24 protein-coding genes are annotated in these 24,877 nt (G+C 46.5%); 11 read left to right on the top strand and 13 right to left on the bottom strand.

Translation table 11 applies throughout. The features are described from left to right. The first annotated feature begins 73 nt into the window (after window positions 1-73). On the top strand, window positions 74-1,096 hold the full coding sequence (locus D515_RS21035; protein ID WP_039850432.1) for an IS110 family RNA-guided transposase: 1,023 nt from the start codon (window positions 74-76) through the stop codon (window positions 1,094-1,096). A 343-nt stretch (window positions 1,097-1,439) separates the two neighbouring features. On the opposite strand, the gene D515_RS21030 is transcribed toward D515_RS21035, so the two are convergent. Beyond that, the gene (locus tag D515_RS21030; protein WP_002541370.1) at window positions 1,440-2,111 is read right to left on the bottom strand and encodes a hypothetical protein; all 672 of its coding nucleotides are present in this window, start codon (window positions 2,109-2,111) and stop codon (window positions 1,440-1,442) included. 115 nt (window positions 2,112-2,226) lie between these two features. Between D515_RS21030 and D515_RS25460 the strand changes: the two genes are divergently transcribed. After that, window positions 2,227-2,466, top strand: coding sequence for a hypothetical protein (locus tag D515_RS25460; protein WP_083939956.1), 240 nt, complete (start codon window positions 2,227-2,229; stop codon window positions 2,464-2,466). Here D515_RS25460 and D515_RS21025 read toward each other — a convergent pair. From D515_RS21025 to D515_RS20995, 7 genes are all read right to left on the bottom strand, one after another. Beyond that, window positions 2,443-3,111: a hypothetical protein gene (locus tag D515_RS21025; RefSeq protein ID WP_002541369.1), complete on the bottom strand. Its 669-nt coding sequence runs from the start codon at window positions 3,109-3,111 to the stop codon at window positions 2,443-2,445. The two genes, D515_RS25460 and D515_RS21025, sit on opposite strands and share 24 nt — an antisense overlap. Window positions 3,112-3,287: 176 nt before the next feature. Then, window positions 3,288-3,602 carry a hypothetical protein gene (locus tag D515_RS21020; RefSeq protein WP_039850431.1) on the bottom strand — a complete coding sequence of 105 codons (315 nt, stop codon included), beginning with the start codon at window positions 3,600-3,602 and terminating at the stop codon, window positions 3,288-3,290. Between the two features lie 118 nt (window positions 3,603-3,720). After that, on the bottom strand, window positions 3,721-4,287 hold the full coding sequence (locus D515_RS21015) for a histidine phosphatase family protein (protein ID WP_039850430.1): 567 nt from the start codon (window positions 4,285-4,287) through the stop codon (window positions 3,721-3,723). Window positions 4,288-4,429: 142 nt separating this feature from the next. After that, on the bottom strand, window positions 4,430-5,215 hold the full coding sequence (locus D515_RS21010) for a hypothetical protein (protein ID WP_002541367.1): 786 nt from the start codon (window positions 5,213-5,215) through the stop codon (window positions 4,430-4,432). Window positions 5,216-5,350: 135 nt separating this feature from the next. Then, on the bottom strand, window positions 5,351-5,941 hold the full coding sequence (locus tag D515_RS21005) for a hypothetical protein (protein ID WP_039850427.1): 591 nt from the start codon (window positions 5,939-5,941) through the stop codon (window positions 5,351-5,353). A 193-nt stretch (window positions 5,942-6,134) separates the two neighbouring features. Next, entirely contained in the window at window positions 6,135-6,359 is a 225-nt protein-coding gene (locus tag D515_RS21000; RefSeq protein WP_039850426.1) for a hypothetical protein, read from the bottom strand. A 258-nt stretch (window positions 6,360-6,617) separates the two neighbouring features. Then, on the bottom strand, window positions 6,618-6,869 hold the full coding sequence (locus D515_RS20995; protein ID WP_002541366.1) for a hypothetical protein: 252 nt from the start codon (window positions 6,867-6,869) through the stop codon (window positions 6,618-6,620). Between the two features lie 356 nt (window positions 6,870-7,225). Between D515_RS20995 and D515_RS20990 the strand changes: the two genes are divergently transcribed. Beyond that, entirely contained in the window at window positions 7,226-8,188 is a 963-nt protein-coding gene (locus D515_RS20990) for an integron integrase (RefSeq protein WP_002541365.1), read from the top strand. Window positions 8,189-8,365: 177 nt separating this feature from the next. Here D515_RS20990 and D515_RS20985 read toward each other — a convergent pair whose 3' ends face one another. Further along, window positions 8,366-9,880: a fumarate hydratase gene (locus tag D515_RS20985; protein ID WP_002541364.1), complete on the bottom strand. Its 1,515-nt coding sequence runs from the start codon at window positions 9,878-9,880 to the stop codon at window positions 8,366-8,368. 317 nt (window positions 9,881-10,197) lie between these two features. Between D515_RS20985 and pabB the strand changes: the two genes are divergently transcribed. The 4 genes from pabB (at window position 10,198) to D515_RS20965 (ending at window position 15,332) form a co-directional block, all read left to right on the top strand. After that, a complete protein-coding gene (pabB, locus tag D515_RS20980; RefSeq protein ID WP_002541363.1) occupies window positions 10,198-11,550 on the top strand; it encodes an aminodeoxychorismate synthase component I in 1,353 nt (450 codons plus the stop codon). Between the two features lie 36 nt (window positions 11,551-11,586). Further along, window positions 11,587-12,279: a CoA pyrophosphatase gene (locus tag D515_RS20975; RefSeq protein ID WP_002541362.1), complete on the top strand. Its 693-nt coding sequence runs from the start codon at window positions 11,587-11,589 to the stop codon at window positions 12,277-12,279. Window positions 12,280-12,480: 201 nt separating this feature from the next. Further along, a complete protein-coding gene (locus tag D515_RS20970) occupies window positions 12,481-13,746 on the top strand; it encodes a serine/threonine transporter (RefSeq protein WP_002541361.1) in 1,266 nt (421 codons plus the stop codon). A gap of 224 nt (window positions 13,747-13,970) precedes the next feature. Continuing rightward, complete coding sequence (locus D515_RS20965) at window positions 13,971-15,332, top strand: L-serine ammonia-lyase (RefSeq protein WP_002541359.1); 1,362 nt, start codon at window positions 13,971-13,973, stop codon at window positions 15,330-15,332. A gap of 97 nt (window positions 15,333-15,429) precedes the next feature. On the opposite strand, the gene D515_RS20960 is transcribed toward D515_RS20965, so the two are convergent. The 4 genes from D515_RS20960 to D515_RS20940 form a co-directional block, all read right to left on the bottom strand. Further along, window positions 15,430-16,014 carry an RNA polymerase sigma factor gene (locus D515_RS20960; protein WP_002541358.1) on the bottom strand — a complete coding sequence of 195 codons (585 nt, stop codon included), beginning with the start codon at window positions 16,012-16,014 and terminating at the stop codon, window positions 15,430-15,432. 398 nt (window positions 16,015-16,412) lie between these two features. Then, a complete protein-coding gene (locus tag D515_RS20950) occupies window positions 16,413-17,636 on the bottom strand; it encodes an L-lactate MFS transporter (protein ID WP_002541357.1) in 1,224 nt (407 codons plus the stop codon). Window positions 17,637-18,055: 419 nt separating this feature from the next. After that, window positions 18,056-18,778, bottom strand: coding sequence for an oxygen-insensitive NADPH nitroreductase (gene nfsA, locus D515_RS20945; protein ID WP_002541356.1), 723 nt, complete (start codon window positions 18,776-18,778; stop codon window positions 18,056-18,058). 112 nt (window positions 18,779-18,890) lie between these two features. Beyond that, window positions 18,891-20,072: an iron-containing alcohol dehydrogenase gene (locus D515_RS20940; RefSeq protein WP_002541355.1), complete on the bottom strand. Its 1,182-nt coding sequence runs from the start codon at window positions 20,070-20,072 to the stop codon at window positions 18,891-18,893. Window positions 20,073-20,415: 343 nt separating this feature from the next. Here D515_RS20940 and D515_RS20935 point away from each other — a divergent pair, with 343 nt between their 5' ends. From D515_RS20935 to D515_RS20920, 4 genes are all read left to right on the top strand, one after another. Continuing rightward, entirely contained in the window at window positions 20,416-20,679 is a 264-nt protein-coding gene (locus D515_RS20935; protein ID WP_002541354.1) for a GrxA family glutaredoxin, read from the top strand. 216 nt (window positions 20,680-20,895) lie between these two features. Further along, window positions 20,896-22,578: an aspartate:alanine antiporter gene (locus tag D515_RS20930; RefSeq protein WP_002541353.1), complete on the top strand. Its 1,683-nt coding sequence runs from the start codon at window positions 20,896-20,898 to the stop codon at window positions 22,576-22,578. A 217-nt stretch (window positions 22,579-22,795) separates the two neighbouring features. Continuing rightward, window positions 22,796-23,470 carry a response regulator gene (locus tag D515_RS20925; RefSeq protein ID WP_002541351.1) on the top strand — a complete coding sequence of 225 codons (675 nt, stop codon included), beginning with the start codon at window positions 22,796-22,798 and terminating at the stop codon, window positions 23,468-23,470. Between the two features lies 1 nt (window position 23,471). Further along, a complete protein-coding gene (locus D515_RS20920; protein ID WP_002541350.1) occupies window positions 23,472-24,830 on the top strand; it encodes an ATP-binding protein in 1,359 nt (452 codons plus the stop codon). Window positions 24,831-24,877: the final 47 nt, after the last annotated feature.

Below are 24,877 nucleotides of genomic sequence, written 5' to 3'. Positions count from 1 at the left end.
TAACGAATGACATGGATTCCCCCTCACGAGGATTTGCCACACTTAGGTGTCGCGTTAAATACCGGAGGTAACCATGTTTTCTATATTCTTTTGTGGCGTTGACCTCGTCAAACACCACTTCTCATTGCACGCGGTTGATGACCGGGGAAAGGTCATCCTTCATAAATCTGTATTACGCGCTAAATTACTGACTAAATTAGCAAATATTCCAGCTATGCGTATAGGCATTAAATCGTGTAGCGATGCGCATTATTGGGCCAGAGCGTTCACCCAATTAGGCCATGATACCCGCATCATGGCGGCTAAGTATGACAGCCCCTACCGCACAAAAGGCAAGAATGACCTTAACGATGCCATTGCTATCTGTGAAGCCGTCCAAAGACCCAATACGCGGTTTGTTCCTGTTAAATCACCTGAACGCCAAGCCATTCTTGCTATTCACCGAATGCGTGAGCATTGGGTTCAGGAGCGGACTGCCCTCATTAATCGTATCCGTGCTTTGCTCGCCGAGTTTGGCATCGTCATTCCAACCGGACGTGCCGCTCTCCATCGCGAGATTCCTCTTATTCTCGAAGCCGCTGAAAACGGCTTACCCGATATCGCCCGTGCTGTCCTGGCGGATTGCTATGAGCACTTACAGACACTGAATCAACGTGTCGAAGACACCGACCAGTGCTTTGAGATGGTAACCAAAGCCAGCCCTAATGCGCAGCGTATCCTCAACGTCCGAGGCGTCGGACCTCAAACCGCCACAGCCAATATTGCTGCCATCGGTAAAGGTGAGCAGTTCCACTCAAGGAGAGACGTCACCGCCTGGCTAGGACTGATCCCGAAACAGTATTCAACAGGCGGTAAACCTCGCCTTGGGCGCATTAGTAAACGGGGCGACAAGTATCTACGAACCTTGTTAGTTCACGGCGCGAGAGCCGTCATAACCAACCTAGGGGAAAAACAGGACAGGCTCAGTGTCTGGGGGAGAAACGTCCTCGAACGACGAGGGATGAACCGAGCCATTGTCGCACTGGCAGCTAAGAACACCCGCATTATCTGGGCGTTGTTACACAACCAAACCGAATATCAAGACTACGCCGCCTGAGTAAGAGGCGGCGCAGGGAAACACACCAACCTGGTCATTGCAGACGCAGCTGATGAGGATAGGTTAAGACCATTTGCAGAGAGCCTGTTAATGCGGCGGGCACGTTGATGCCTTCTAACGCCAATCTGTTTAATAGAAAGGGGCACTGCAACCGCGTAATGTCATCAGGGCAATGACGTAAGTCAGTGAAAGGCCGAATGCAGAGCGGTAGTCCAAAACCCATCTTCAAAAGTCTAGCGGATGTTTGACGAACGGGGGAATCCATGTAGCCGCGTTAAGTAGTGAGCAACGCTTACCACCTAACCTATACCTTTAAACCGTATACACTTAACCCAATTTGGACTCAGAGCGCCAAGCGTTGGGAATCTGCCTTAAACGCTTTGTTAACTAGCTTTTCGTTGGATCCTTTAGGAGGGAAATACGCAATTTCTTCCTCACGTGCCATTATTCTATACCGCTCTGCCAATTCGGGAATTGGGCGATCTTCTGGTACATACTTAGGGTCCAGCGAAGAAGCAAATAGACCTATATCTTTATCGTTTAAATTTCTACAGATGTTACGAACTGAAGTCTTGATTTTACTTAACTCTGTTGCTGTTTCAGAGCCAGACAAATTTGGTTTCGACTCTAGCCTTTCAATTGCAAGTAAGACCCTACGGATTTTATCTGGATCACAATGCTCTTTGGTCTTAGACACAATGTCATGTTCAGAGACTCCATTCTTGACTAACTCGCTAACCACAAGCTCTTTGAACATTTTCGCATCTTTAATTAAATAGTCACAACCTGAACGAAATGAACCATACTGACCAATAGCTAAATAAATTGAACCTATGATGCCCAAATAGACCTTTATACTACCCTCATAAATTCTCACTTTGAGCTTTAGATCATTTCCAAACAGAAGGTCTGCATAGTTTTCAGCAACACGCTTAATATAGAGTTCTGCTTCCCCAACTTCTATCTCATGAAATGGGATATCTAAGTGCAGAGAAATTCCTGCTAGTTTTGCCATAACTTTCCTTGCTAGTTAACGCTGTGATAACGGGCACTTTCCCGCACTTAACCTGACTAAACCTATTATTCACGCTACTTTCTAAACGCTTCGAGATTGGCAAGGTGTCCCGTTCATGACCTTGTTAGCCGCTGATTATTCATACTATCGCGGCTTTGCCGCCAACACCCAACGAACGCGCCATTTTGTGAGTTCAACTGCGGCAGTAAAGACAAAATCACTCGATAAAACCATGCGTATTCAATTCAACTTAGCAAAGATAGTCACATGGTTTTGCATCGAGTTTGGGATTGGGTTTGATGAGATTTTTAGATTTAAACAACCTATTTTCTTAGAGTGTCTGTCCCTGTCTTGACTCAACTTGTAGATCATATATCAATTTATCCATGACGGTTCTTAGATCCATTGCCTCTGCTCTAGTGATGAAATCTGCTTTAAACTTACCTGCATGTATCAAGTTTCTTTTATTTCTAGCGTTATGAATACATTCTGACTCAAAGCTATTTATATATCCTTTATTTTTAGCCATCTCTATTAAATTATAAAAACCACAATCTTTGCCAATTACTGAAATCAACATACCTTCAAATATAGCTGCATTCATTAGTGAATAACAAAGCCATGACTGAGATTCAAACGATGCTTCAGATTCTTGATAGAATTTAGCCAGTCTTGATTTCAGCTCCAAGTTCGTGACTTTTGGAAACAATAACTCATACTCTCGTATACCATGATAATTCACTATCAATTGGATATATGTAACATGCACCGGGTGAAAATAATCGATAAATATACTATCACCATTAATAAAGTAATCTATATCTTGTGTTAATGTTTTATGAGTTCCTTCTTCAAAAAAGCCAAAGATTCTTAGCTCCGAAAACTCAATCGCATATGCTGATAACGTAGGAACGAGTAACTCAGACTTCTTTTTCTCAGAATTTCGCGGAAGTTTCCATGAGCTACCACAATATTTAATATTAAACAATTTTGTTTTCATGCACTGTTCCCAATAATATATCCTTTGCCAAAAGTAACTAATGAACTACTTCTAGGTGCCTAACGTCGGCTTAAGGGGCTAAAAACACACGATTTGAGCAATACAGCCACCTTAAGCATCAAAATTCAAAAAGACTAAAAAATGATCCAGCGTTTTTAGTCCCCTTTAAGCCTTTGTTAGCTTTCACGATTAATGCGATACAAACATGACTCATGTGAACCCAATATTTTGACATTTTGAAGTAGAGCTTCCACGAGCCACTGAACGGCATTTTCCTTACTCGTTAGCTTCCACTGGCCATTCGAACCGTGCATACCTTGGAAAATGTAATAATCATTATTTAGTGTTACGCGAACCTCTCTAGTGCAGTCTCCAACGGCTAGTTCGCTGTATGGCAAGTGAGTAAATGAAACCACAAAAGGGGGATTTTGATTCAAGAACAAGTCTTGGACAAATTGTTCTTCAGTTCCTTTATTTATATCTAACTGCATCTTGTCCTCATTTGAAGCTAACGCCCAATTAAGTTGTGAGCAACGCTACCACTTAACCTGACCTTTTTAACCGTAAACACTAAAATTGACTCAAGCTGAAATTGCCAAGCGTTGCGAATCAGCTTAAATTGTTTGTTATGTTTATAAGTTCCGTTTGTCCCCAAAACCCTTTGCTCGCACATTTTACAGTCCAGCCACGTCGCCTCAACTCTTTGGCAATAAGCCGATTCGATATACCATGCCCAAAAATAGCAACGTCTTTATGCTCTAAGGCTTTAACAATAATAAGGTCTACCGCTGTAATAATACGCTTACGACCGACTTTGTAAGATTCACTATTAGCCGATATTCCTACAAGCCAACACAACCTTGCGATTACTAACCAACTGTTAACTTTCATCGAAAAAGGTAACTTTAACCTAGGAATGTCCATCTCTCTCAAGTCACCTAATATTATATCTGCTCCTTTCCCCAAACAGATTTCAGCAGAGTGGATAGAACGATTCAGGTTACTGGAAAATGAATAGCTACTGTGGAGTTTTTCTTTTAGCTCTTGAGGTGGAAGACTCTCTGGGCAAACAAGTGAACGGTTATAAGCGCGAACCCATTTTGCAAAACCAACAGCAGTTACCCTAGGGTTTGAGCTAGCTATCGGCTTACCATGCCTAACTAATGTAATTCTCACCGAACCTCCTTTTTTGTCCGTAAACATAACGCCAAATTAAGTAGTGAGCAACGCTGCCACCTAACTAAAGCATTGTGCCGTAAACACTAAAGCTGATTCAAACCGAAAATGCCAAGCGTTACGAATCTGCTTAAATTTATTGTTATGTAGTTTTGCAGAAATGTGCCTTCGCCTCTTCTTTTGCACTTCCGTTCAAGTTTTTATAAAACTCTCCACTTTTAAACACCTTACACTGCCGCTCAAAATTGACCATTTTATCGCTACTGCCTATTACTATTACTTTGATTGGCTGAAAACTTACGAAGCAAAGGCACGCTGTTATGAACCACGCTGTTTTTTTGAAGTGTTGAAAACCCATCAATTTGAAGATTGGATTAACTAGCAGCCTAAATGGCCACCAAACCAATACGATCAATATATAGATTAACCAACCGAGGTGTGAGAATGACTGCTCAGGGAACAGCCCCTTAAGCAAAAGATCTCCGTAGCTCTTTACAAATAGCAACCCTAAAAGCAATCCATATAAAGCATAGATACGCAATCCGTGAGCAAATATTTTATAGGAAATATCTTTGTAGTATTTAACATTACCTACCCGTAAACAATACCAAACGGTAAAAACAGAAGATAATGTGGCTGCATATACAATACCATTAGCAATATAGATGCCGACTGTGTGAACTGGGTTAAATACTGAAATTGTCTTGAATACAGCCCAGGACTCTTCAACTAAAGCAAAAAATACACACGCGACTGACAAGAATCCTAATGCATTAAATATATCAACACCAGAATGTTGAAGCTGAGTTGAGCAAGCATAACTATTGTCTAAGATTGGATTTTTGATAAATCCAATCATTCGTTGTCTAAATTCTAGAAAAGGTATTTTATCCAACACTCTTACCAAAATTTGTCGATAATTGTTCATACTCTCCCTGCTACATAACGCCCAATTAAGGGGTGAACAACGCCTCCACCCAAACCTAAAGCATTGTGCCATAAACACTAAATTTGAAGTAAAAGCAAAAATGCCGAGCGTTGTGAATCCCTCTTAAATTGCTTGTTAGGGCTCTTTGTTCAACGCTTGTATCTGCTCCAATTGAATTTTTTCGGACAGTGGTCCTTTCACCAAAGAAGCGCTAATGATCGCCTCTATAATTGCGGCTCTTTTACTTGCGGTCACCAACTGGCTTTGAACTTTTGAAACAACTATTTCGCTTGTATCGTCTCCATTGGAAATGTATTCACGAAGTAAAGATATAGTTTGCCGCAACGCATCAACCGAAGCATAAAAGCGAACTATCTGCTCTGAGTATACTGGTCCAAGAGAGCCTATTGAGTTGGTATAAGCATCATACACTTTTGATTGAGCAAAATTTGTTTGAGACAAAACCTTTCCGATTAGGTTTGGCTTGGCTTCATATTTTGAAAAAACACTCAGATTAGAATCTAGCTGACGTTGGTATACTCGAACCTCTGCTCGAAATGCAGAAAGTATACCCATTATCTCAAGGTTCTTCTGGGCTCGATCCTTCTTCTTATTAATCGAATAAGTAATAAGCTGAACAAGAATGGCACTTAGTAGACCTAAAAATGAACCTAATACAGTAAAAAAAATCTTATTATCAACAACTTCCAATGCATGTTTTCTCAAGTTATATAATCATTGCAATTATCTTCCAAAACTTTTTGGAAGGATAGAGCCCTAACGCCCTGTTAAGGTGTGAGCAACGCAATACTGATGTAACCGCATACTACCTTAAACACTAAACGCAACGCATAGTAAAAATGCCACGCGTTGCGAATCACTCTTAAACAGTTTGTTAGGCGATGCGTCGGAATAGTAATTACAGTACTGACTCTTCGCTAAATTTGAGCCCTAAGCTTTTCTCAACCGATACTCTTAGTTCACTGAAGGACTTATATGCACTCGTAGCCTCACAATTGATTTGACGACCCGTATCTTGTGCATCACATACTAATTTCGTGATAGCTGTGTCATCAGATACCGGTCCATGCACTGAAAATATACCCTTATCTAAATCTTTAACAACGACAAAGAATGTTGTCATATCTCTTTCCTCAATATTGATTATTACTCATATCGCCTAACGCCCTGCTAAGGGGTGAGCAACGCAATACAAAAGCCGCCGCAAACCGCCTTAATCACTAAAATCAACGCATAGTAAAAATGCCACGCGTTGCGAATCCCTCTTGAGCAGTTTGTTAGTTTGCAAACCCAAAACGTTGATTTTACGATATTTTAAACTTTGCAAACAACAAGCATTATGTGCTTTGATGCACTTAAGTCAGGCTTAGTCTCAAAGCAGCTAGTCAATGAAACCACTTGGAACAAACAACGCCACAGAAAACGAACTCACAACACCAAAAAGCGCTTTTGGAAAACCAATTTCACAATGCGGACTTTCAACAAAGTCACTGAAACCACGTGGAACTTGCCACACCAAAGAAAGCGTCATTTCAGCGAGTAGATCGGCTTTTATACCAACAAACTCAACGAGCAGAGTTTCAGCAAAAAAGTTCAACTCAGTTAACCCAAAAGTCTCCGCACCAAAGAACAAATCAACCGTTGAAACAATACCAATTTTGAGTTTACACCACGCTAGTTAACACTGAAATTGAATGCCGACAAGACAATTTCGACTTTAAGCTTTTACCACTAGATCTTGCGATATAGGCGCGTTTTTCCTCTTGCAAACTAACATTGTATTAGATGACAAAATGTCCTGTTTAATCACGACATTTTGTCTTTTAACAACAAGCGCACTGATTCTACCATTGACTAAAATGTTGTTTTCATAAAATTTCTTCCGCCCACACAAAAACAAAATGTAGGAAAAGGACAAAATGTCTTTTTAGTTGCATTCAAGAACTAACAGCCATAACTGTATGTAAAAACAGTATAGGTTGAACAAGAATGAAATCTCCCTTCCTCAGTGCAGTTCAAGAAATGATGTACACAAAGCACTATTCACAAAAAACGGTAAAGGCATATATCTATTGGATTACCGACTTCATACGCCATAACAACATGACACACCCTTCAAAAATGGGAGATCTGGAAGTCGAAAATTATTTGAGCTTCCTTGCGAACCAGAAAAATGTCGCTGCTAATACACAATCCCTCGCTTTAAACGCGTTAGTGTTCCTCTATAGGGATTTTATCAAGACCCCACTTTCGATTTCATTAGACTTTGCATCCAGCAAAAGAAAACAGAAGTTGCCTGTTGTTTTGACACAAAGTGAGGTAAAAACCCTACTTTCTCACTGTCCCGCCAATCATTATCTGCCAGTTGCTCTTATGTATGGGAGTGGGTTGCGTTTAATGGAATGCATGAGGCTGCGTATCAAAGATATCGATTTCGATTATCGATGCATTAGGGTGTTTGACGGTAAAGGTTCAAAGAACCGTATTGTAACCTTAGCGCCAGAATTGATTGCACCACTAAAAGAACAGATAAACATCGTTGAACGTCTGCTGAAACTCGATATTGATAATCCATATTACGAAGGTGTCTGGATGCCAAACCGACTCAGAATCAAATATGCGTCTGAACGTAAAAAGCAACCTTGGCAGTTTTTGTTCCCTTCTTCCAAATTGAGCGTGGATCCAGAAACAGGCGCTATAAGGCGGCACCACTTACACGAAAAGCAACTCCAGCGCTCACTTAGAGATTGCGCAAGAAAAGCAAACATCCAAAAGCACGTAACCCCTCATACTCTTAGACACTCTTTCGCCACTCATCTTTTGCAATCAGGCGCAGATATAAGAACTGTACAATCTCAACTAGGGCATAGTGATGTTCGAACCACACAGATTTATACACATATTCTTCAGAATGGCGCTAACGGAGTGAAAAGTCCCCTATCTTCCATTTAGTCACGCTACCGCCGCTGCGCATTTAGCCCAGTAATCAAACTGAGCGAAATACTAATAAACTGGGCACCCCAATAGAAATTGTGGCAATACTTCTACGATCAACCTCAAGCAATCGGCAAACAAAAACCGCGGCCTAGGCCGCGGTTTTATTGGTTTTCAAGCAGATGCCGTTTGGGCTTAGCCTTCCATTTCGGCGATTTTCACCTTCCAGGTGTCTGGGCCGATTTGGTGGGCATTGTCACCGCGCGAATCGACGGCAACGGTCACTGGCATATCAACGACGTCAAATTCGTAAATCGCTTCCATACCCAAATCTTCAAACGCTACAACACGTGCTTTCTTGATGGCTTTAGCAACAAGGTAAGCAGCGCCGCCAACAGCCATCAGGTATACCGCTTTGTGTTCTTTGATAGATTCAACCGTTGCAGGGCCACGCTCTGCTTTACCAATCATGCCGATAAGACCGGTTTCGCTCAGCATCATGTCAGTGAACTTGTCCATACGGGTTGAAGTGGTTGGGCCTGCAGGGCCAACAGCTTCATCGCCCACTGCATCTACAGGGCCTACGTAGTAGATGAAGCGTCCGTTGAAGTCCACGCCGTCTGGCAGACCTTGACCGCTGTTCAGCATTTCCTGAATACGTTTGTGTGCTGCGTCACGACCGGTCAGGATCTTGCCTGAAAGCAGAACCGTTTCACCTGTCTTCCACTCTTGGATGTCTTCTTTGGTGACTTCATCCAGGTTTGCACGGCGAACGTTTTCGCCGACTTCCCAGGTGACTTCTGGCCACTCTTCCAGTTTTGGCGGCTGAAGGTCAGCTGGGCCTGAACCATCAAGGGTGAAATGAACGTGGCGAGTCGCGGCACAGTTAGGGATCAAGCAAACAGGTTTAGACGCTGCGTGCGTTGGCGCGGTTTTGATTTTCACATCAACTACTGTGGTTAAGCCACCAAGGCCTTGAGCGCCGATACCCAGTTTGTTCACGCGGTTGAAGATATCAAGACGAAGCTCTTCTTCTGCGTTTTCTGGACCACGGTCAATCAGCTCTTGAATGTCGATGTGTTCCATCAGGGATTCTTTTGCCAGCACGGCCGCTTTCTCTGCCGTACCGCCGATACCAATACCCAGCATGCCCGGTGGACACCAGCCTGCGCCCATGGTTGGCAGGGTTTTCTCTACCCATGCCGCTACATCGTCAGATGGGTTGAGCATTACCATCTTGGTTTTGTTTTCAGAACCGCCGCCTTTCGCCGCGATTTGAATTTCTACTTTGTCGCCCGGCACCATGTTGATGTGAACTACCGCTGGAGTGTTGTCTTTGGTGTTCTTACGGGTACCCGCAGGGTCTGCAACCACAGAGGCACGCAGTGGGTTGTCAGGGTTGTTGTATGCGCGGCGTACGCCTTCATCGACCATTTGTTGTACAGTGAGGTCGCTTTCCCACTGAACATCCATGCCGATATTCACGAAGCAGGTCACAATGCCAGTGTCCTGACAGATTGGGCGTTTGCCTTCTGCCGACATGCGGGAGTTGATCAGAATTTGGGCGATGGCGTCTTTAGCCGCTTGGCTTTGCTCTTTTTCGTACGCCTTTTCGAGGGCCTGAACAAAATCGATAGGGTGATAGTAGGAGATGTACTGTAGGGCGTCAGCGACACTGTCGATGACATCTTCCTTACGAATGACAGTCATAGTTGCCTCTTTAATTTTTATGATTCCTTGGCGCTGTTCGCTCACTTATCAATGCGGGCTAAACAGTGCTTCCAGTCGAGCTTTGTATTACGAATAGGTATTACAAAATAGTAGGCCGCTTTCTCTTATTCGGCAGCTTTGCCAGAGAAGCGACCCTCTCGCGTCCTTGATTGGGCGAATGACTTTTCGCCGCTTGATTTTTCACTTTCCAAACTTAGCTTTAAAAGCCACGATTATGATACTCTTACGGCCGATTTAGCGCCAACAGACGCTTCAATGCCGATCACAAAAACACGAAAATGACCGAATCGAGACGAATGCCTATCACTCTGCAGTTTCTTGAGTACTCGCCATCAGCACTCACGTCGCTTTTTTCCCGTATTGAATCCCAATCTTGGGCAATGCTGCTGCAGTCTGCAGCGGAAAAACATCCGGATAACCGCTTTGATATTCTAGTGGCGGACCCCATCGCGACGCTTTGCAGTGAAAACGGCATCAACCGCATTTGGTATCGTGACGGTCGCACCGCATCCAGCGAGACGGATCCGTTCGAAGAGTTGCACGCACTTCAGCTTTCCCTTTTACCCCGCACTGAGCCTATCGCACCTTGGCCATTCCTTGGCGGGGCTTTGGGTTATTTCGCTTATGACCTTGGCCGTCAGGTAGAAACTCTGCCTGAGCTGGCGACCCGCGATATCGACATTCCAGATATGGCTGTGGGTATTTATGACTGGGCAGTGATTGCAGACCATAAAGAGAAAAAGCTTGTGCTGATCCAGCCTGAAGGTGAAAACAGACTGGCATGGCTGGAAGACCATCAGGAAGCAGAAGCCTTAGCATTCTCTTTGAAAGGTGAATGGCAGGCAAACATGACGCCAGAAACCTATGAAGAGAAGTTCGACCGTGTGCAGGCGTATCTCAAGTCGGGTGATTGTTACCAAATCAATCTTGCCCAACGCTTTGAAGCGCCTTATCAGGGTAGCGAGTGGGAAGCCTATCAAAAGCTGGCCAAAACCAATGGTGCGCCCTTCTCCGGTTTTATTCGTTTGGAAGACTCTGCCATTCTTTCTGTCTCTCCAGAGCGTTTCTTGCAGCTTCACGGCAGAGAGATTGAAACCAAGCCAATTAAAGGCACCCGCCCTCGTCACAACGACGCTGCAGTGGATGCGGCAAACATTCATTGCCTGAAGAACGCACAGAAAGATCGCGCCGAAAACCTGATGATTGTTGACCTTCTTCGCAACGATATTGGCCGAGTCGCCTCGCCAGGTTCGGTAAATGTACCTAAACTTTTTGATATTGAGACATTTCCAGCCGTCCATCATATGGTCAGTACCGTAACGGGAACACTTTCTGATAATAAGCACGGTGAAGATTTGCTCCGTGCCTGTTTCCCCGGAGGCTCGATAACCGGCGCTCCTAAAGTACGCGCGATGGAGATCATCGAGGAACTGGAGCCGCATCGACGCAGCATTTACTGTGGCAGCATTGGCTACTTGAGTCGTTGCGGCACCATGGACACCAGCATTACGATTCGTACGCTGGTCTGCCATCAGCAGTACATTTATGCTTGGGCTGGCGGCGGCGTGGTCGCAGACAGTGAGGCGGCTTCGGAGTATCAGGAAACGCTCGACAAGCTCAGTCGGATTCTTCCTGTGCTGTCTTCATAAGAGGCGGTACAGCGCATTCAGAAGTAGGTAAGACGCATGTTAAAAACACCATGGATGGAAAACACCTCGCTACAGCAACCGGCCATTCTGGCGCATCAGACGCGCCAAAGCCCGATGCGTCCCCTATCCCGCCATTGGTTAGTACAACGTTTTAGCCTGAGCCCCAGTTACCATTACGACAAACGCGTGATTCAACGTGCGACCGATGCCATGCGTCGGGAAGGATCACCAGATCTTCGTCCTGCAGCTGTGATGATCGCCCTTGCAGAACGTGATGGCGAACTGCATGTCCTGTTGACCAAACGTGCAACGCACTTGAAACATCACCCAGGCCAAATTAGCTTCCCCGGCGGTAAAGTCGAAGAATCGGACACGGATATCGTCGAAACGGCGATTCGTGAAATGGAAGAAGAGATTGGCGTCACCACTGACAGAGCGCATCTTCTTGGCTGTTTAACGCCACTTCCAACCGTCAGCGGCTACCTTGTTACGCCTGTTATCGCTTTTGTGGATGCCGATTACACACCCGTACTGGATGCCAATGAGGTTCACAGCCTTTTTGAGGTGCCACTCGCTCAATTTTTGAGACGCGATGCCATCACCAAGCAACCTTTCCATGTTCGTGGTAACACCTACCACATCTACGCCATGAGCTATGAAAACCACCTGATCTGGGGTGTTACGGCTCAGATACTTCATGCCCTCAGCCAGCAACTTTCCCTAAACTAATTTTTAATACCTCAACTATTTTTAAGGTCTTTAAACAACGTTTTTAAACCATAAAAAATGTGAATGTAGTGAGATCAAATAAATTCGTCGCACGAAATATTGTTGCCACAAAAATGATCTCCATCACAGTTTACAGTGAAAAAATGTAAACAATACGCATCAGTTCCCGATCTGTTCCGTATTATTTTTGGTGATTAAACGATGCAAACTCAGTCAAGCACGACTTCGAGCGCAGACAAAATGAAGTGGTCTGCTCAAGACACCACCTGGATGCTATCTCTGTTTGGTACAGCGGTAGGTGCAGGTATTCTGTTCCTTCCTATTAACGCTGGTCTGAACGGTTTCTGGCCTCTGGTTGCCCTGGCAATCTTGGTTGGTCCTATGACTTATCTGGCTCACCGTGGCCTTGCACGTTTCGTTCTGTCTTCTAAGAAGCCAGGCAGCGACATCACTGAAGTGGTTGAAGAGCACTTCGGCGCGACTGCGGGTAAACTCATCACTCTGCTTTACTTTTTCGCGATTTACCCGATCGTTCTGATTTACGGCGTTGGTATCACCAACACTGTTGACTCTTTCATGGTTAACCAGCTTGGCATGGAATCTCTGCCACGCGCTGTTCTGTCTATCATCCTTATCATGGGTATGATGTCAGTGATGCTGGCGGGTGAGAAACTGATGCTGAAAGTGACTCAGTTCCTGGTTTACCCTCTGGTTGCCATCCTGCTGTTCATGTCTATCTACCTGATCCCTGATTGGAACATGTCTGCACTGCAGCAAATTCCTACAGCGGGTGATTTCATGACAACCCTGTGGATCTCTATCCCAGTTCTGGTTTTCGCATTCAACCACAGCCCTGCGATCTCTGCGTTCTCTATGGCACAAACTCGCGACTACGGCGACAACGCTGAGCGTAAATCAAACCAAATCCTGTTCCGCACCTCGGGCATGCTGCTTGGTTTCGTCATGCTGTTCGTGTTCTCTTGTGTTCTGAGCCTGACACCTGCTGATCTGGCGGAAGCGAAAGCACAAAACCTGGCGGTTCTGTCTTACCTGGCGAACAAACACGAAAGCCCATTCATCTCTTACCTGGGTCCAGTTGTTGCCTTCGTTGCTATCGTGTCTTCTTTCTTCGGTCACTACATGGGTGCACGTGAAGGTCTGAACGGTATCATCATCAAGCAACTGCGCTCTCGCGGTAAGCAAGTGAACATGAAGAAAATCGATATGTTCACCGTGGCATTCGTTATCATCACCAGCTGGATTGTTGCAACCATCAACCCAAGCATTCTGGGTATGATTGAATCACTGGGTGGCCCTATCATCGCGACCATTCTGTTCATCATGCCGATGTACGCTATCAAGAAAGTACCGTCTATGCAGAAGTACGGCGGTAAGGCGAGCAACATCTTCGTCACTTTCATGGGTATGGTAGCGATTTCAGCGATTATGTACGGTTTCATCGCCTAATAAATCGTGTAGAATGCACAGCCCCAAAAGAGCAAGGATGCTTAAATTCCTTGCTCTTTTTTGCTTTTTTCACTGAGCCACGGAAAGGTAAATACCTAACATTTAAGGTCAGCAAAACCTAGGGTATATCGGCTCAGCAAAATGTCACCTCCACGGATGGATATAAACGAATTAATCCAAATGCCCGTCCACGTAAACCACGGGCATTGACTGAGGTATGACACATGATCAGCGTTTTTGATATCTACAAAATCGGCGTAGGTCCTTCCAGCTCGCACACTGTTGGCCCTATGAAAGCCGGTAAATCATTCATCGACGATCTGACCCGCATGGAGAAACTGCAGGACATCACCAAGATCACTGTGGATGTCTATGGCTCTCTGTCCCTGACCGGTAAAGGTCACCACACTGATGTGGCTATTATCATGGGTCTGGCGGGCAACTCTCCAGAGAACGTTGATATCGACAGCATTCCTGGCTTCATCGCGCGTGTTGAAGAAACCGAACGTCTGCCAGTAGGTATCCAACTTCACACTGTCGACTTCCCACGTGAAGGCGGCATGAACTTCCACACCACTAACCTGCCTCTGCACGAAAATGGCATGACCATCACTGCATGGTCTGGTGAAGAGAAAGCCTACGCCAAGACTTACTACTCTATCGGCGGTGGTTTTATTGTTGATGAAGAGAACTTCGGCAAAGAAGACGAAAATAAAGTCGCTGTTCCTTATGAATTCAACAGCGCGGAAGAACTGCTGAACCATTGTAAAGAGACTGGCCTGTCAATCAGTGCAGTTGTGATGGCAAACATGCGTGCAATGCACACTGAAGATGAAATCGAAACCTACTTCGGTAACGTATGGCGCACCATGCGTGAGTGTTTGGATCGCGGCATGAACAACGAAGGCGTATTGCCTGGTCCACTGCGTGTTCCACGCCGTGCGGCAGCGCTCCGCCAACAGCTTCTGTCTACTGAGAAGTTCTCAAACGACCCAATGGCAGTGGTTGACTGGGTAAACATGTTCGCGTTTGCAGTTAATGAAGAAAACGCAGCTGGCGGCCGTGTTGTAACCGCACCAACTAATGGCGCGTGTGGCATCATCCCAGCGGTTCTGGCGTACTATGACAAGTTCATCCAAACCGTGAGCCCACGTGAATACACCCGTTACTTCGCAGTATCTGGCGCGATTGGTGGCCTGTACAAGCAAAATGCGTCTATCTCTGGTGCTGAAGTAGGTTGTCAGGGTGAAGTTGGTGTTGCCTGTTCAATGGCGGCAGCAGGTCTGGCTGAGCTGATGGGCGGTAGCCCACAGCAGGTATGTATCGCTGCTGAAATCGGCATGGAGCACAACCTGGGTCTGACGTGCGACCCTGTTGCAGGTCAAGTACAGGTTCCTTGTATCGAGCGTAACGGTATTGCTGCCATGAAAGCGATCAACTCTACCCGTATGGCGCTGCGCCGCTCTTCTGAGCCACGCGTGTCTCTGGACAAGGTTATCGAAACCATGCTGGAAACCGGTAAAGACATGAACGCGAAGTACCGCGAAACCTCTCAGGGTGGTCTGGCAATCAAAGTGATTTGCTAATCCCGTTCTGGTGACTGGGGTCATTTGACCTTAAGGTACAAAAAAGAAAACCGCCCAAGTTGGCGGTTTTCTTTATTCACGATTTGCTATTCGAATTTCAAGCCGTTGCAAGCAGGCCCTCCTCGTTCTTCAGTACATGCTTCTCTGCCGCATCAATGGCGCGGTAAAGACGCATTTTCGTCGCACTCAGGCCAAGGCCGAGGACGTTACTGATTTCTTCGAGCGAGAGGTCATGTTCAAAACGCAGCACAAGGATTTCCTGTGCGGTTTTAGCCAATGATTGCACTGAATTTGAAATACCCTGTTCTGAGGTCACAGGACACTTCTCTTCAACGCCAACTTCCTCTTGCAACTCGTCTGAAACGAAACGTTGCGAGTGTGTCGCACGCTTCTTCAAATAGCTTCTGCACTGATTGTCTGCAATTGCATATAACCAGCTTCTGAATGCAGCTTCGCCGCGATAGGCGTGGATGTAGCGGAAACTCCGCACCAAGGTTTCTTGCAACACGTCATCCGCGTCATAAGGACAACCTAACCATGCCATGCATCGACGATGTAATGGTGAAAGGTAGCTCGCGACCAGTTGGTCGAAGTAGTTGCGGGCTAACGGGTGCCCCGCCTGAATCTTAGCTATCTGTTCACGCTCACTGTTTTTAATACAGGTTGAATCCACTGAATGCATGTTAATACCCTCCTGGTATTCGAGTGGTGAACACAACCTAGCCAATGCAAACTGAACAATCAAACAGTGTTTTCTATTCAAAAATGCCTGAATAAACCAACAAATCTGACCAGTTATTCATCACTGTTATTGAACGGCGTTTTATTATCAATCACTTATTGGCACTGATTTAGAACAGCGTTCAATTACCTTAAGAAAGTTGCGACTTTAGAATGTCTCATAAAGTCTCACCCGTGGAACACATTATCAGCTCTGGTCTAAGGTCAGACCTCGGATTTGCATCTCAATTGGGGGGCATTACTGATGCGATAAAGAGGGATAAAAATGATGAGTTCTGGAAGGTCAGGATACAAAAAAGCCCGCATAAAGCGGGCTTCCAAATAGTTGGTAGCTAGCGATTACGCTGCAACTTTCTGCGCGTTTGCTGCTTCTGCTTTCACTGGTTTAGTAATGAAAGATAGAACAACTGCTACAGCCAGCATTGCTGCACAGATGGTGTATGCCATCACGTAATTGCCGGTCATGTCTACTGCGGTTGCAGCAACAACAGGGCCAATGAAACCACTCACACCCCATGCGGTGTAAAGCACGCCGTAGTTACCGCCGTAGTTTTTCAGGCCATAGTAGTCAGCAGTGATAGATGGGAATACTGCCAGCAGTGTGCCGTAACCTACGCCTGCAACAGCCGCACCTACCATCAGAGTGAACTCAGTGTTGTAGGTAGCGAACATCATCATGTTGATGCCTTGCATGATGAACGCCAACATCAGAGTTTTCAGACCACCAATCTTGTCAGATAGGATACCTGCTGCAACACGGCCGCCTGAGTTGAAGATAGACAGAACAACAACCAGGAACGCAACTTGAGTCAGATCAGACTGGTTAATCGCGATAGAAGTGATGTTACCGATCACCATCAGACCCGCAGAAGATGCAAGAGCATACATCAGCCACAGTGAGTAGAACTGTGGAGTCTTAACCATTTCGCGCCAACCCATGTTGTTGTCGCCAGCGCCTGCTTTAGCTACGTAGCCAGCAGGTGCTTCTGGTGTGTAGTCCGCAGGTGGGTTGTTGATGGTGCACGCCAGTGGAACAGCGATAGCCAGAATACCTACACCCAAGATCATGAAGCTTTGCTGAACGCCGTAACCTTCAATCAGCATAGAAGTCAGTGGCGCCAGGTATACCGCTGCCAGACCGAAGCCTGCTGCGATCAGACCGTTAACCATGCCCTTCTTAGATGGGTGGAACCACTTCATTGCCGCTGGAGACAGACACGCGTAGCCGAAGCCGATGCCACAACCGGTGATCACACCGAAGCTCAGCAGTAGAGTCATAGGAGATGAAGCAAAGCTAGATACGATCATGCCAATGCCAACCATGATAGTACCCAGGATCAGAACTTTACGAGGACCCATACGGTCTTGCAGGTTACCCGCCACCAGCAGAGAAAGTGCAAAACAGATGGTTGCAACGGTGTAAGGCATAGATGCATCTGCGTTCGACCAACCCTGCTCTACCAGTGACTGCTTGAATACAGACCACGCGTACAGGATGCCGATACACATATTGATAAAGAAACCGGCTGCTAGTACGCCCGTAGCTTTGTTCAGTTTGTTCATGTTACGACTCAATAAATTCACTAATAAAAGGTGTCGCCGGCATAAGCCCCCTACTGCGCCACCCAACCCAACATCCCCGCGTAACTCATTCACTAAATTGATGAATTAATAGTCAAAACTGCGAAGATATAAATTATTTTTGGCATTCTTCAAATTTGATGAGAATGACAGAAGCGCGCGGAGTCTATCAGGGAATGAGAGCGTGATCACCATCTACTTTTGTTTATCGCGAAAAAAGTTTTTTCTGCGGTGAATTATTACTCAACGGTTGTAACAAAACGTGTGGAAAAATAGAAAGGTACTCACCCCGAGTCCCTTTGCAATCAAGGCTCGGAGCGATAGACATGTATACAATGAAACTTCGATATTCTGATGCCTTGATGACCAAATTAAGGTCACTGACATCTTCTTAGAAAATACTACTTGGTGCTGAACCCTTTGCTTTCGAGAAAGGCTTTCATAAACGGACGCGCTTCTTTGCTGAGAGTCCCGGAAATTTGCTCACTCCAGCTCATCTCTTTGTTGCCGCCAGTGCGGGTTCGGTAATACTCCCGCACCTCGGCGTCATAAGATTCCAAAATTGTCTTATTCATCTCTGAATACTCATCGGTGTGAACGACCAACTCTGATGGCAAGCGAGGTTTCACTTCAGGATCTTGCGCAGGATAGCCAAGACAAAGCCCAAACAATGGAATCACCTGCTCTGGCAGTTTCAGAAGGTTGGCCACTTTATCAGGGTTGTTTCTAAGCCCACCGATATACACGCCACCCAAGCCCAAAGATTCAGCCGCTATCAATGCATTTTGTGCCATCAACGCGCCGTCTACCGCACCAATCAAGGTTTGTTCGGCAAAGCCTACTTGCGCATCCGGCTTGATTTGTAAATGTCGGTTGAAGTCAGCACAGAAAACGAAGAACTCTGCAGCATCTGCAACATAAGCCTGATTGCCAGCGTATTCAGCCAGAAGTTGCCTTTTCTCTTTGTCGATGACTCTAATAATGCTGGTGCATTGAATAAAGCTGGAAGTTGATGCAGCACGTGCACTATCAATGATGGCAATGCGTTGCTCATCCGTGATTGCTTGGTCGGTAAATTTTCTTATCGAGCGGTGAGAGAGAATGGTTTCAATAGCCGGCGTCATTGCTGCTTCCTGTTTGTGCCTTCCTGAATAACACCATTATCAAACTGCCAAGAACCAATTGCAAAGCGGACGCCCTAAAGTGTCCACTGCGTTATGTCTTTTGCTTTTTAGGTTAGGCCGGATCTGAGCTCTCCTCGAGATTCGCAGATTGGCAGACTTGTTGAAGAATATGAATGAGGCGGCTTTCACTTAGCGGCAACGGGTTACCTTTAATCGAACTTGAGCGCAGAGCTGATACTGCTACCTCTTCAAACATGGTGTCGCAAAGACCAAGCTGGGGAAGCGTTTCAAGATCTAACCTTCGCAGGATCCGCTGTACCCACACGATGCCATCACTTGGCTCAGCATTCATTCGCCCAGTCAGAATACAAGCCAACTGGCGGTAGCGGTTTAGCAGGCTGATACGCCCTGCTTCACGTGCTGCAAGAATATTCTCTGCCATGACATAAGGGGCAAGTTGTGCCGTGATTGCTCCATGTGGGGCATCCAACACCGCACCCAGTGCAGCAGCCAAACCATGCGCTGCGCCTAATTTGGCGTTTGACTGCGCCATACCACCTAGCATGGAAGCAAATGCCATATCCGCGCGGGCTTTCGGGTCGTCATCTTCGCAGGCATGAATAATCGCCGGGGCCAGACGGCGTAAACCTTCCTCGCATATCATATCGGTCAACGGGTTCGGCTCACCGCAGACATAGGCTTCCATTAGATGAGTGAATGCATCCATACCGCATCTTGCCGAAAGCGATTTTTCTGTGCCGTAGGTTAACGTCGGGTCGATGATCGCGACATCAGGAATCAGATCGGGACTTCGAATTGCTGCTTTGACGTTCTCTTGGGCAGAAATCATCACTGCATTGCGGGTCACTTCCGAACCCGTCCCGGCTGTGGTTGGTATTGCAATACAAGGCAGTGGCTTGGCAGTGAGTGGCAATGCACGCCCAACGACTTCCACGTAGTCGTAGACACTACCTTGGTTGGGAATGAGTGCTGACAACGCCTTGCCCACATCCATGACGCTGCCACCGCCTATCGCTATCACCATATCAGGTTTGAACAAACGCCCAGCAGCGGCCATTTCTTCCACCATGGCAATGAGGGGTTCGTCGTGCACAGCGAGCCGTTGATAACGAATATTTTGCTGGGAAAGATAAGCGAGTAATGGATCGGCACGTTGGTCATCACGCCCTGTCACAATAAGCGCGCTGTATCCGTAGTTATTGAAGATAGAGAAGGAATTGTTGAGCGCGCCTTCACCAAAAATAATCCGCGTAGCGGTCATAAACTGAAACATGGCACCTCCCTGGATCTGGTCAGAAACGAAAAGCAGATCCTCAAACCGAAAAAATTCAACACTCAATTTACGCACTTAAGTGAATATAAAATTGATACAAAGCAGAGACTCTGAGGTTAAAACCGCTTCGTTTTAAACATGTGCAGCCCCCATCACACCCTTTCAAAAATGCGCGCTCTGTTCATTTTCCGATTGATAGATAATTTCGATTGAATTAAGAGACAAAACCTTCTTTTATCTGCCAAGTGCTTGAGGCATAGTTATTGCCAATCGGATGATAAAGCCACGGGCACCTTCCCTATATGGCACCATCCAATCAATTTGAATAAGAAAGGAAATGAATATGTTCGTGGTTATTTTTGGTCGCCCAGGTTGCCCATTCTGTGTTCGTGCAAAGGATCTTGCTGACAAACTGAAAGAAGAGCGTGACGATTTCAACTACCGTTATGTAGACATCCACGCGGAAGGCATCAGCAAAGCTGACCTTGAAAAAACCGTAGGTAAGCCAGTTGAAACTGTGCCACAAATCTTCGTTGACCAAGAGCACGTAGGTGGTTTCACAGACTTCGAAGCTTACGCAAAAGAAAATCTGGGTCTGTACCAGTAATTTCTCTTAGATTTCTCTGAAAAAGCCGGCAAGCAAGCCGGCTTTTTTATTGTTCAAAAACAGAAAGTTGGCACCAATGCAGGCTTTCATACTTTCCATTAGGAAAGTCAGCAAAATTTAATACTATTTTTCATGCGAGTTTCCATTACATTTCATTGCAAATGAGTATAATGGCGCCCCAGAATTTCCCTTGACCCGTGCGCGGATTACTGTTCAGTGAACATAGACGTCTACAACCTGCTTGTTAATAACGACATCCTCCTCCTTTTCGTTGTTTTGGCCATTGGCCTCACCATCGGCAAAATCAGAATCGGCAGCTTCCAGTTTGGTAACTCTATTGGTGTGCTGGTGACCGCCTTATCTTTCGGGCATGCAGGCTTTTCGTTCAGCCCAGAAGCACTGAACATCGGCTTTATGCTGTTCATTTTCTGTGTAGGCATTGAAGCTGGCCCAAACTTTTTTGGCATCTTCTTCCGCGACGGTAAATCTTATCTCGTCCTTGCATTTACAGTGCTGAGTACCTCCGTGGGTATCACTCTGTTGATGAAGTACCAGTTTGGCGTAGACGGCAGTATTGCAACCGGCATGATGGCGGGAGCGATGACAGCAACACCGGTATTGGTAGGTGCGAAAGATGCTTTAAACGCAGGCTTGGGGGGCTCTTTTACCCCAGACCAACTGGCAGGCATGATTGATAACCTGAGCGTCGGTTATGCACTGGCATACCTTGTCGGTCTTATCAGCCTTATTGTGTTGGCGAACTTTATGCCGAAGCTGCAAAAGGAGAATCTTGAGCATTCTGCGCAAAAGATTGCGATGGAACGCGGGCTGGGTAACTCTTCACAGCGCAAAGTTTACCTGCCGATAATCCGAGCGTATCGCGTCGGACCTGAGCTGATCAACTGGGTCGATGGCCGTAACCTTCGTGAGCTGGGTATTTACCGTCAAACCGGTTGCTATATAGAACGTATCCGCCGTAACGGTATTCTCGCCAACCCCGATGGTGACGCCATTTTGCAGGAAGGTGATGAAATCGCACTGGTAGGTTACCCGGATAGCCACGCCCGACTCGACCCTTCTTTTCGAAACGGGAAAGAGGTATTCGACCGTGACCTGCTGGACCTTCGTGTGGTTGAAGAAGAAATCGTGGTTAAGAACGACGCCATCATTGGAAAGCGCCTATCAGATTTGAATTTGTCTGAGTATGGCTGTTTCTTAAACCGCGTTGTCCGTGCGCAAATCGAAATGCCAATGGACCACAACATCTTGCTGTCTAAAGGGGATGTACTGCAGGTCAGTGGTGAGAAGCGCCGCGTTATGGGACTTGCTGAACGAATCGGCTTTATTTCGATTCACAGTCAGGTTTCAGACATGTTGGCGTTCTGTTCTTTCTTCATCTTCGGCCTGATTTTTGGTTTGATCACCATGACCTTCGGCCAGATGACCCTGGGCTTAGGTAATGCGTCGGGTCTGCTGATTGCCGGTATTTTGCTGGGCTTCCTGCGTGCTAACCACCCAACTTTCGGTTACGTGCCGCAAGGTGCCATCAACATGCTGAAAGAGCTGGGCCTGATGACCTTTATGGTCGGCGTGGGTTTGAGCGCAGGTGGCAACTTGATTGAATACCTGCAGCAAATGGGTTTCACCATCATGTTTGGTGCACTGGCTGTGAGCGTGGTGCCGGTAATACTGGCGTATCTGGTCGGTGCATACATTCTCAACATGAACCGTGCGCTGCTATTTGGCGCGATCATTGGTGCGCGTACCTGTGCACCAGCCATGGACATGATTAACCAACATGCGCGAAGCACCATTCCTGCTCTCGGCTATGCAGGTACCTACGCCATCGCCAACGTTTTACTGACGTTTGCAGGCACCCTTCTCGTTATTCTGACTTAGGAGTTGTTGGTATTAGGGTCTGATAGCCCTAATCCTCATAGTCTCCTCGCATATCCGGCAAAGCAGTCAGCAATGATTCAGCGAACAGAAGTTACACTGTTTGCTGAATCTTCCTGCACGTCAGTAACAAACCCGCAGGTTGTTTGCATCAGCGCAACGTTTTGCGCGTTATCATCGTTAAGCTGGTATTCGGAAAACAAAGTAAAGGTAACGGTTTATGCGCATTCTTATCGTCGAAGACGATCCTCTATTGAGTCATCATCTAAAAACTGAACTGTCTGAACTGGGCAATCAGGTTCACTGCGCCAAAACCGCATCTGAAGGCCTTTTCGTCGCCAAAGATTACCCCAACGACATTGCCATTGTTGACCTCGGCCTGCCTGACCGAGACGGCCTGAGCCTTATCCGAGATATTCGACGCGCCGAAATCCGTATGCCCATTCTCATTCTGACTGGCCGCGCGAACTGGCAAGACAAGGTATCTGGGTTAGATGCTGGAGCGGATGACTATCTGGTCAAGCCATTTCAGAAAGAAGAACTGGTCGCTCGTCTTAATGCATTAGTTCGTCGCAGCGCCGGGTTTGTGAAGCCAGAAATCAAAGCCGATAAAATCACCATGGATTTACTGGCGAAGAAAGTCACCGTTGATGATGCCCCTGTTGATCTCACCGCCTTTGAGTACGATTTACTGGAATACATGGTGCGCCACAATCGTCAGGTCGTTTCCAAGCAGCGCCTGCTGGATGTGCTTTATCAAGATCAGGAAGGTGACCCAAACACCATTGAGGTCATGATGAGCCGCCTTCGCAAAAAGCTCACTCAGGCCGGACAAGATAATCCGATTTCTACCGTACGTGGTCAGGGCTACATTTTTGAACTTCAGGTGACCTGATATGACGCGCAACATGATGCCCGAAATCCACAAGCGGGTGATGGTCACGTCCATTGCCATCATCCTTGCCTTCTCGTTAGGGCTTGGTGTGGTGATTAACCAAATTTATGTCAAAAGCTACATTGCGATGTACTCCGCCGATTTGGTGACAGAAGTCCCGCATATCATTGGCGAGCTTAGACAAGACAACATGTTACAACTCGGTGAGAACGCACCACATCGCGATCAACCCATTCCCACTCCTACCACCAAGCAAACCAACTATCTGGCGTTTATCTGTGAACGTGACGGCAATGCTTCCTGGATGTCTTACGGCGCGCGCGATAACGGCATGAACAATGTCTGCCACCACATTCCCTACTCTCTTTCTGGCCCAGACCTCATCTACTACAACGAACTGCCATATGTCGTCCACGTTATCTCAGAAGCGACTTACTCGACAGAAGAAGCATTCTTTGTACTTCGTGAAGTCAGCGCCCAACTGGAAAGTTTGTCTCAGATAAGACGTAAGACTTGGTTATACATGGGGCTACTGTTTTCGATTGCCACAGGTTTACTTTATGCCGCGTCATACTGGAGCTTCAGTCCGCTAAGAAAACTCGCAGGTGAGCTGAATGAAATCGCGGAATCCCGCCGCGAAAAACTGGATTCGGATTACCCCAAAGAATTAGGAGATGTCACGGACGCGCTGAACCGGATGATCACCCTAAGAAAAGAGCAAACCCAACGCTATCGTCATGCGATGGATGATCTCGCCCATAGTCTGAAAAGCCGCCTTGCCGCTACCAATGCGCTATTGGACGACAACACCTTAAGCCGCGAAGCCATGAGCAAACGCATCATTGAGCAAGTCAGCCAAATGGATGACATGGTGCAGTATCAACTGAAACGCGCATTGGTGGGGCAACGAGGTCTGGTTCGCGAAAAAACCGAGCTCAAACCTGTGTTAGACAGTCTCACTGGCATGTTCGCCAAGGTCTACAGTGATAAGCCAGTAAATATCACTACCCGTTTGGAAGCATTGCCTTCTCTGCCGCTCAACAAAGCGGATTTAACCGAGCTACTCGGCAACCTTCTGGAAAACGCATTCCGTTTTTGTATCAGCGAGGTGCGAATCTCAAGCAGCGAGGCCTCAGATCACTATGTGCTGACCATCGAAGACGATGGATTGGGCGTAGAAGAATCTTTGCGTGAGTCTATTTTCCAACGCGGGGTGCGGGCAGACCAACTTAACCCGGGCACGGGCATCGGATTGGCGGTATGTGACGAAATCGTCGAAAGTTATGGCGGCTCAATCCGTGTGATTGATTCCGAACTGGAAGGTGCTGCCTTTGTGATGATTTTCCCGAAAGTCAGCTAGTCGGCATTGAGTGCCAGTTGTCCCCTAAAGTCTGTTGACACTGGAAA

Source organism: Grimontia indica, assembly GCF_000333895.2.
GTDB lineage: Bacteria > Pseudomonadota > Gammaproteobacteria > Enterobacterales > Vibrionaceae > Enterovibrio > Enterovibrio indicus.
This window is presented reverse-complemented; position numbering and strand designations above follow the sequence as displayed.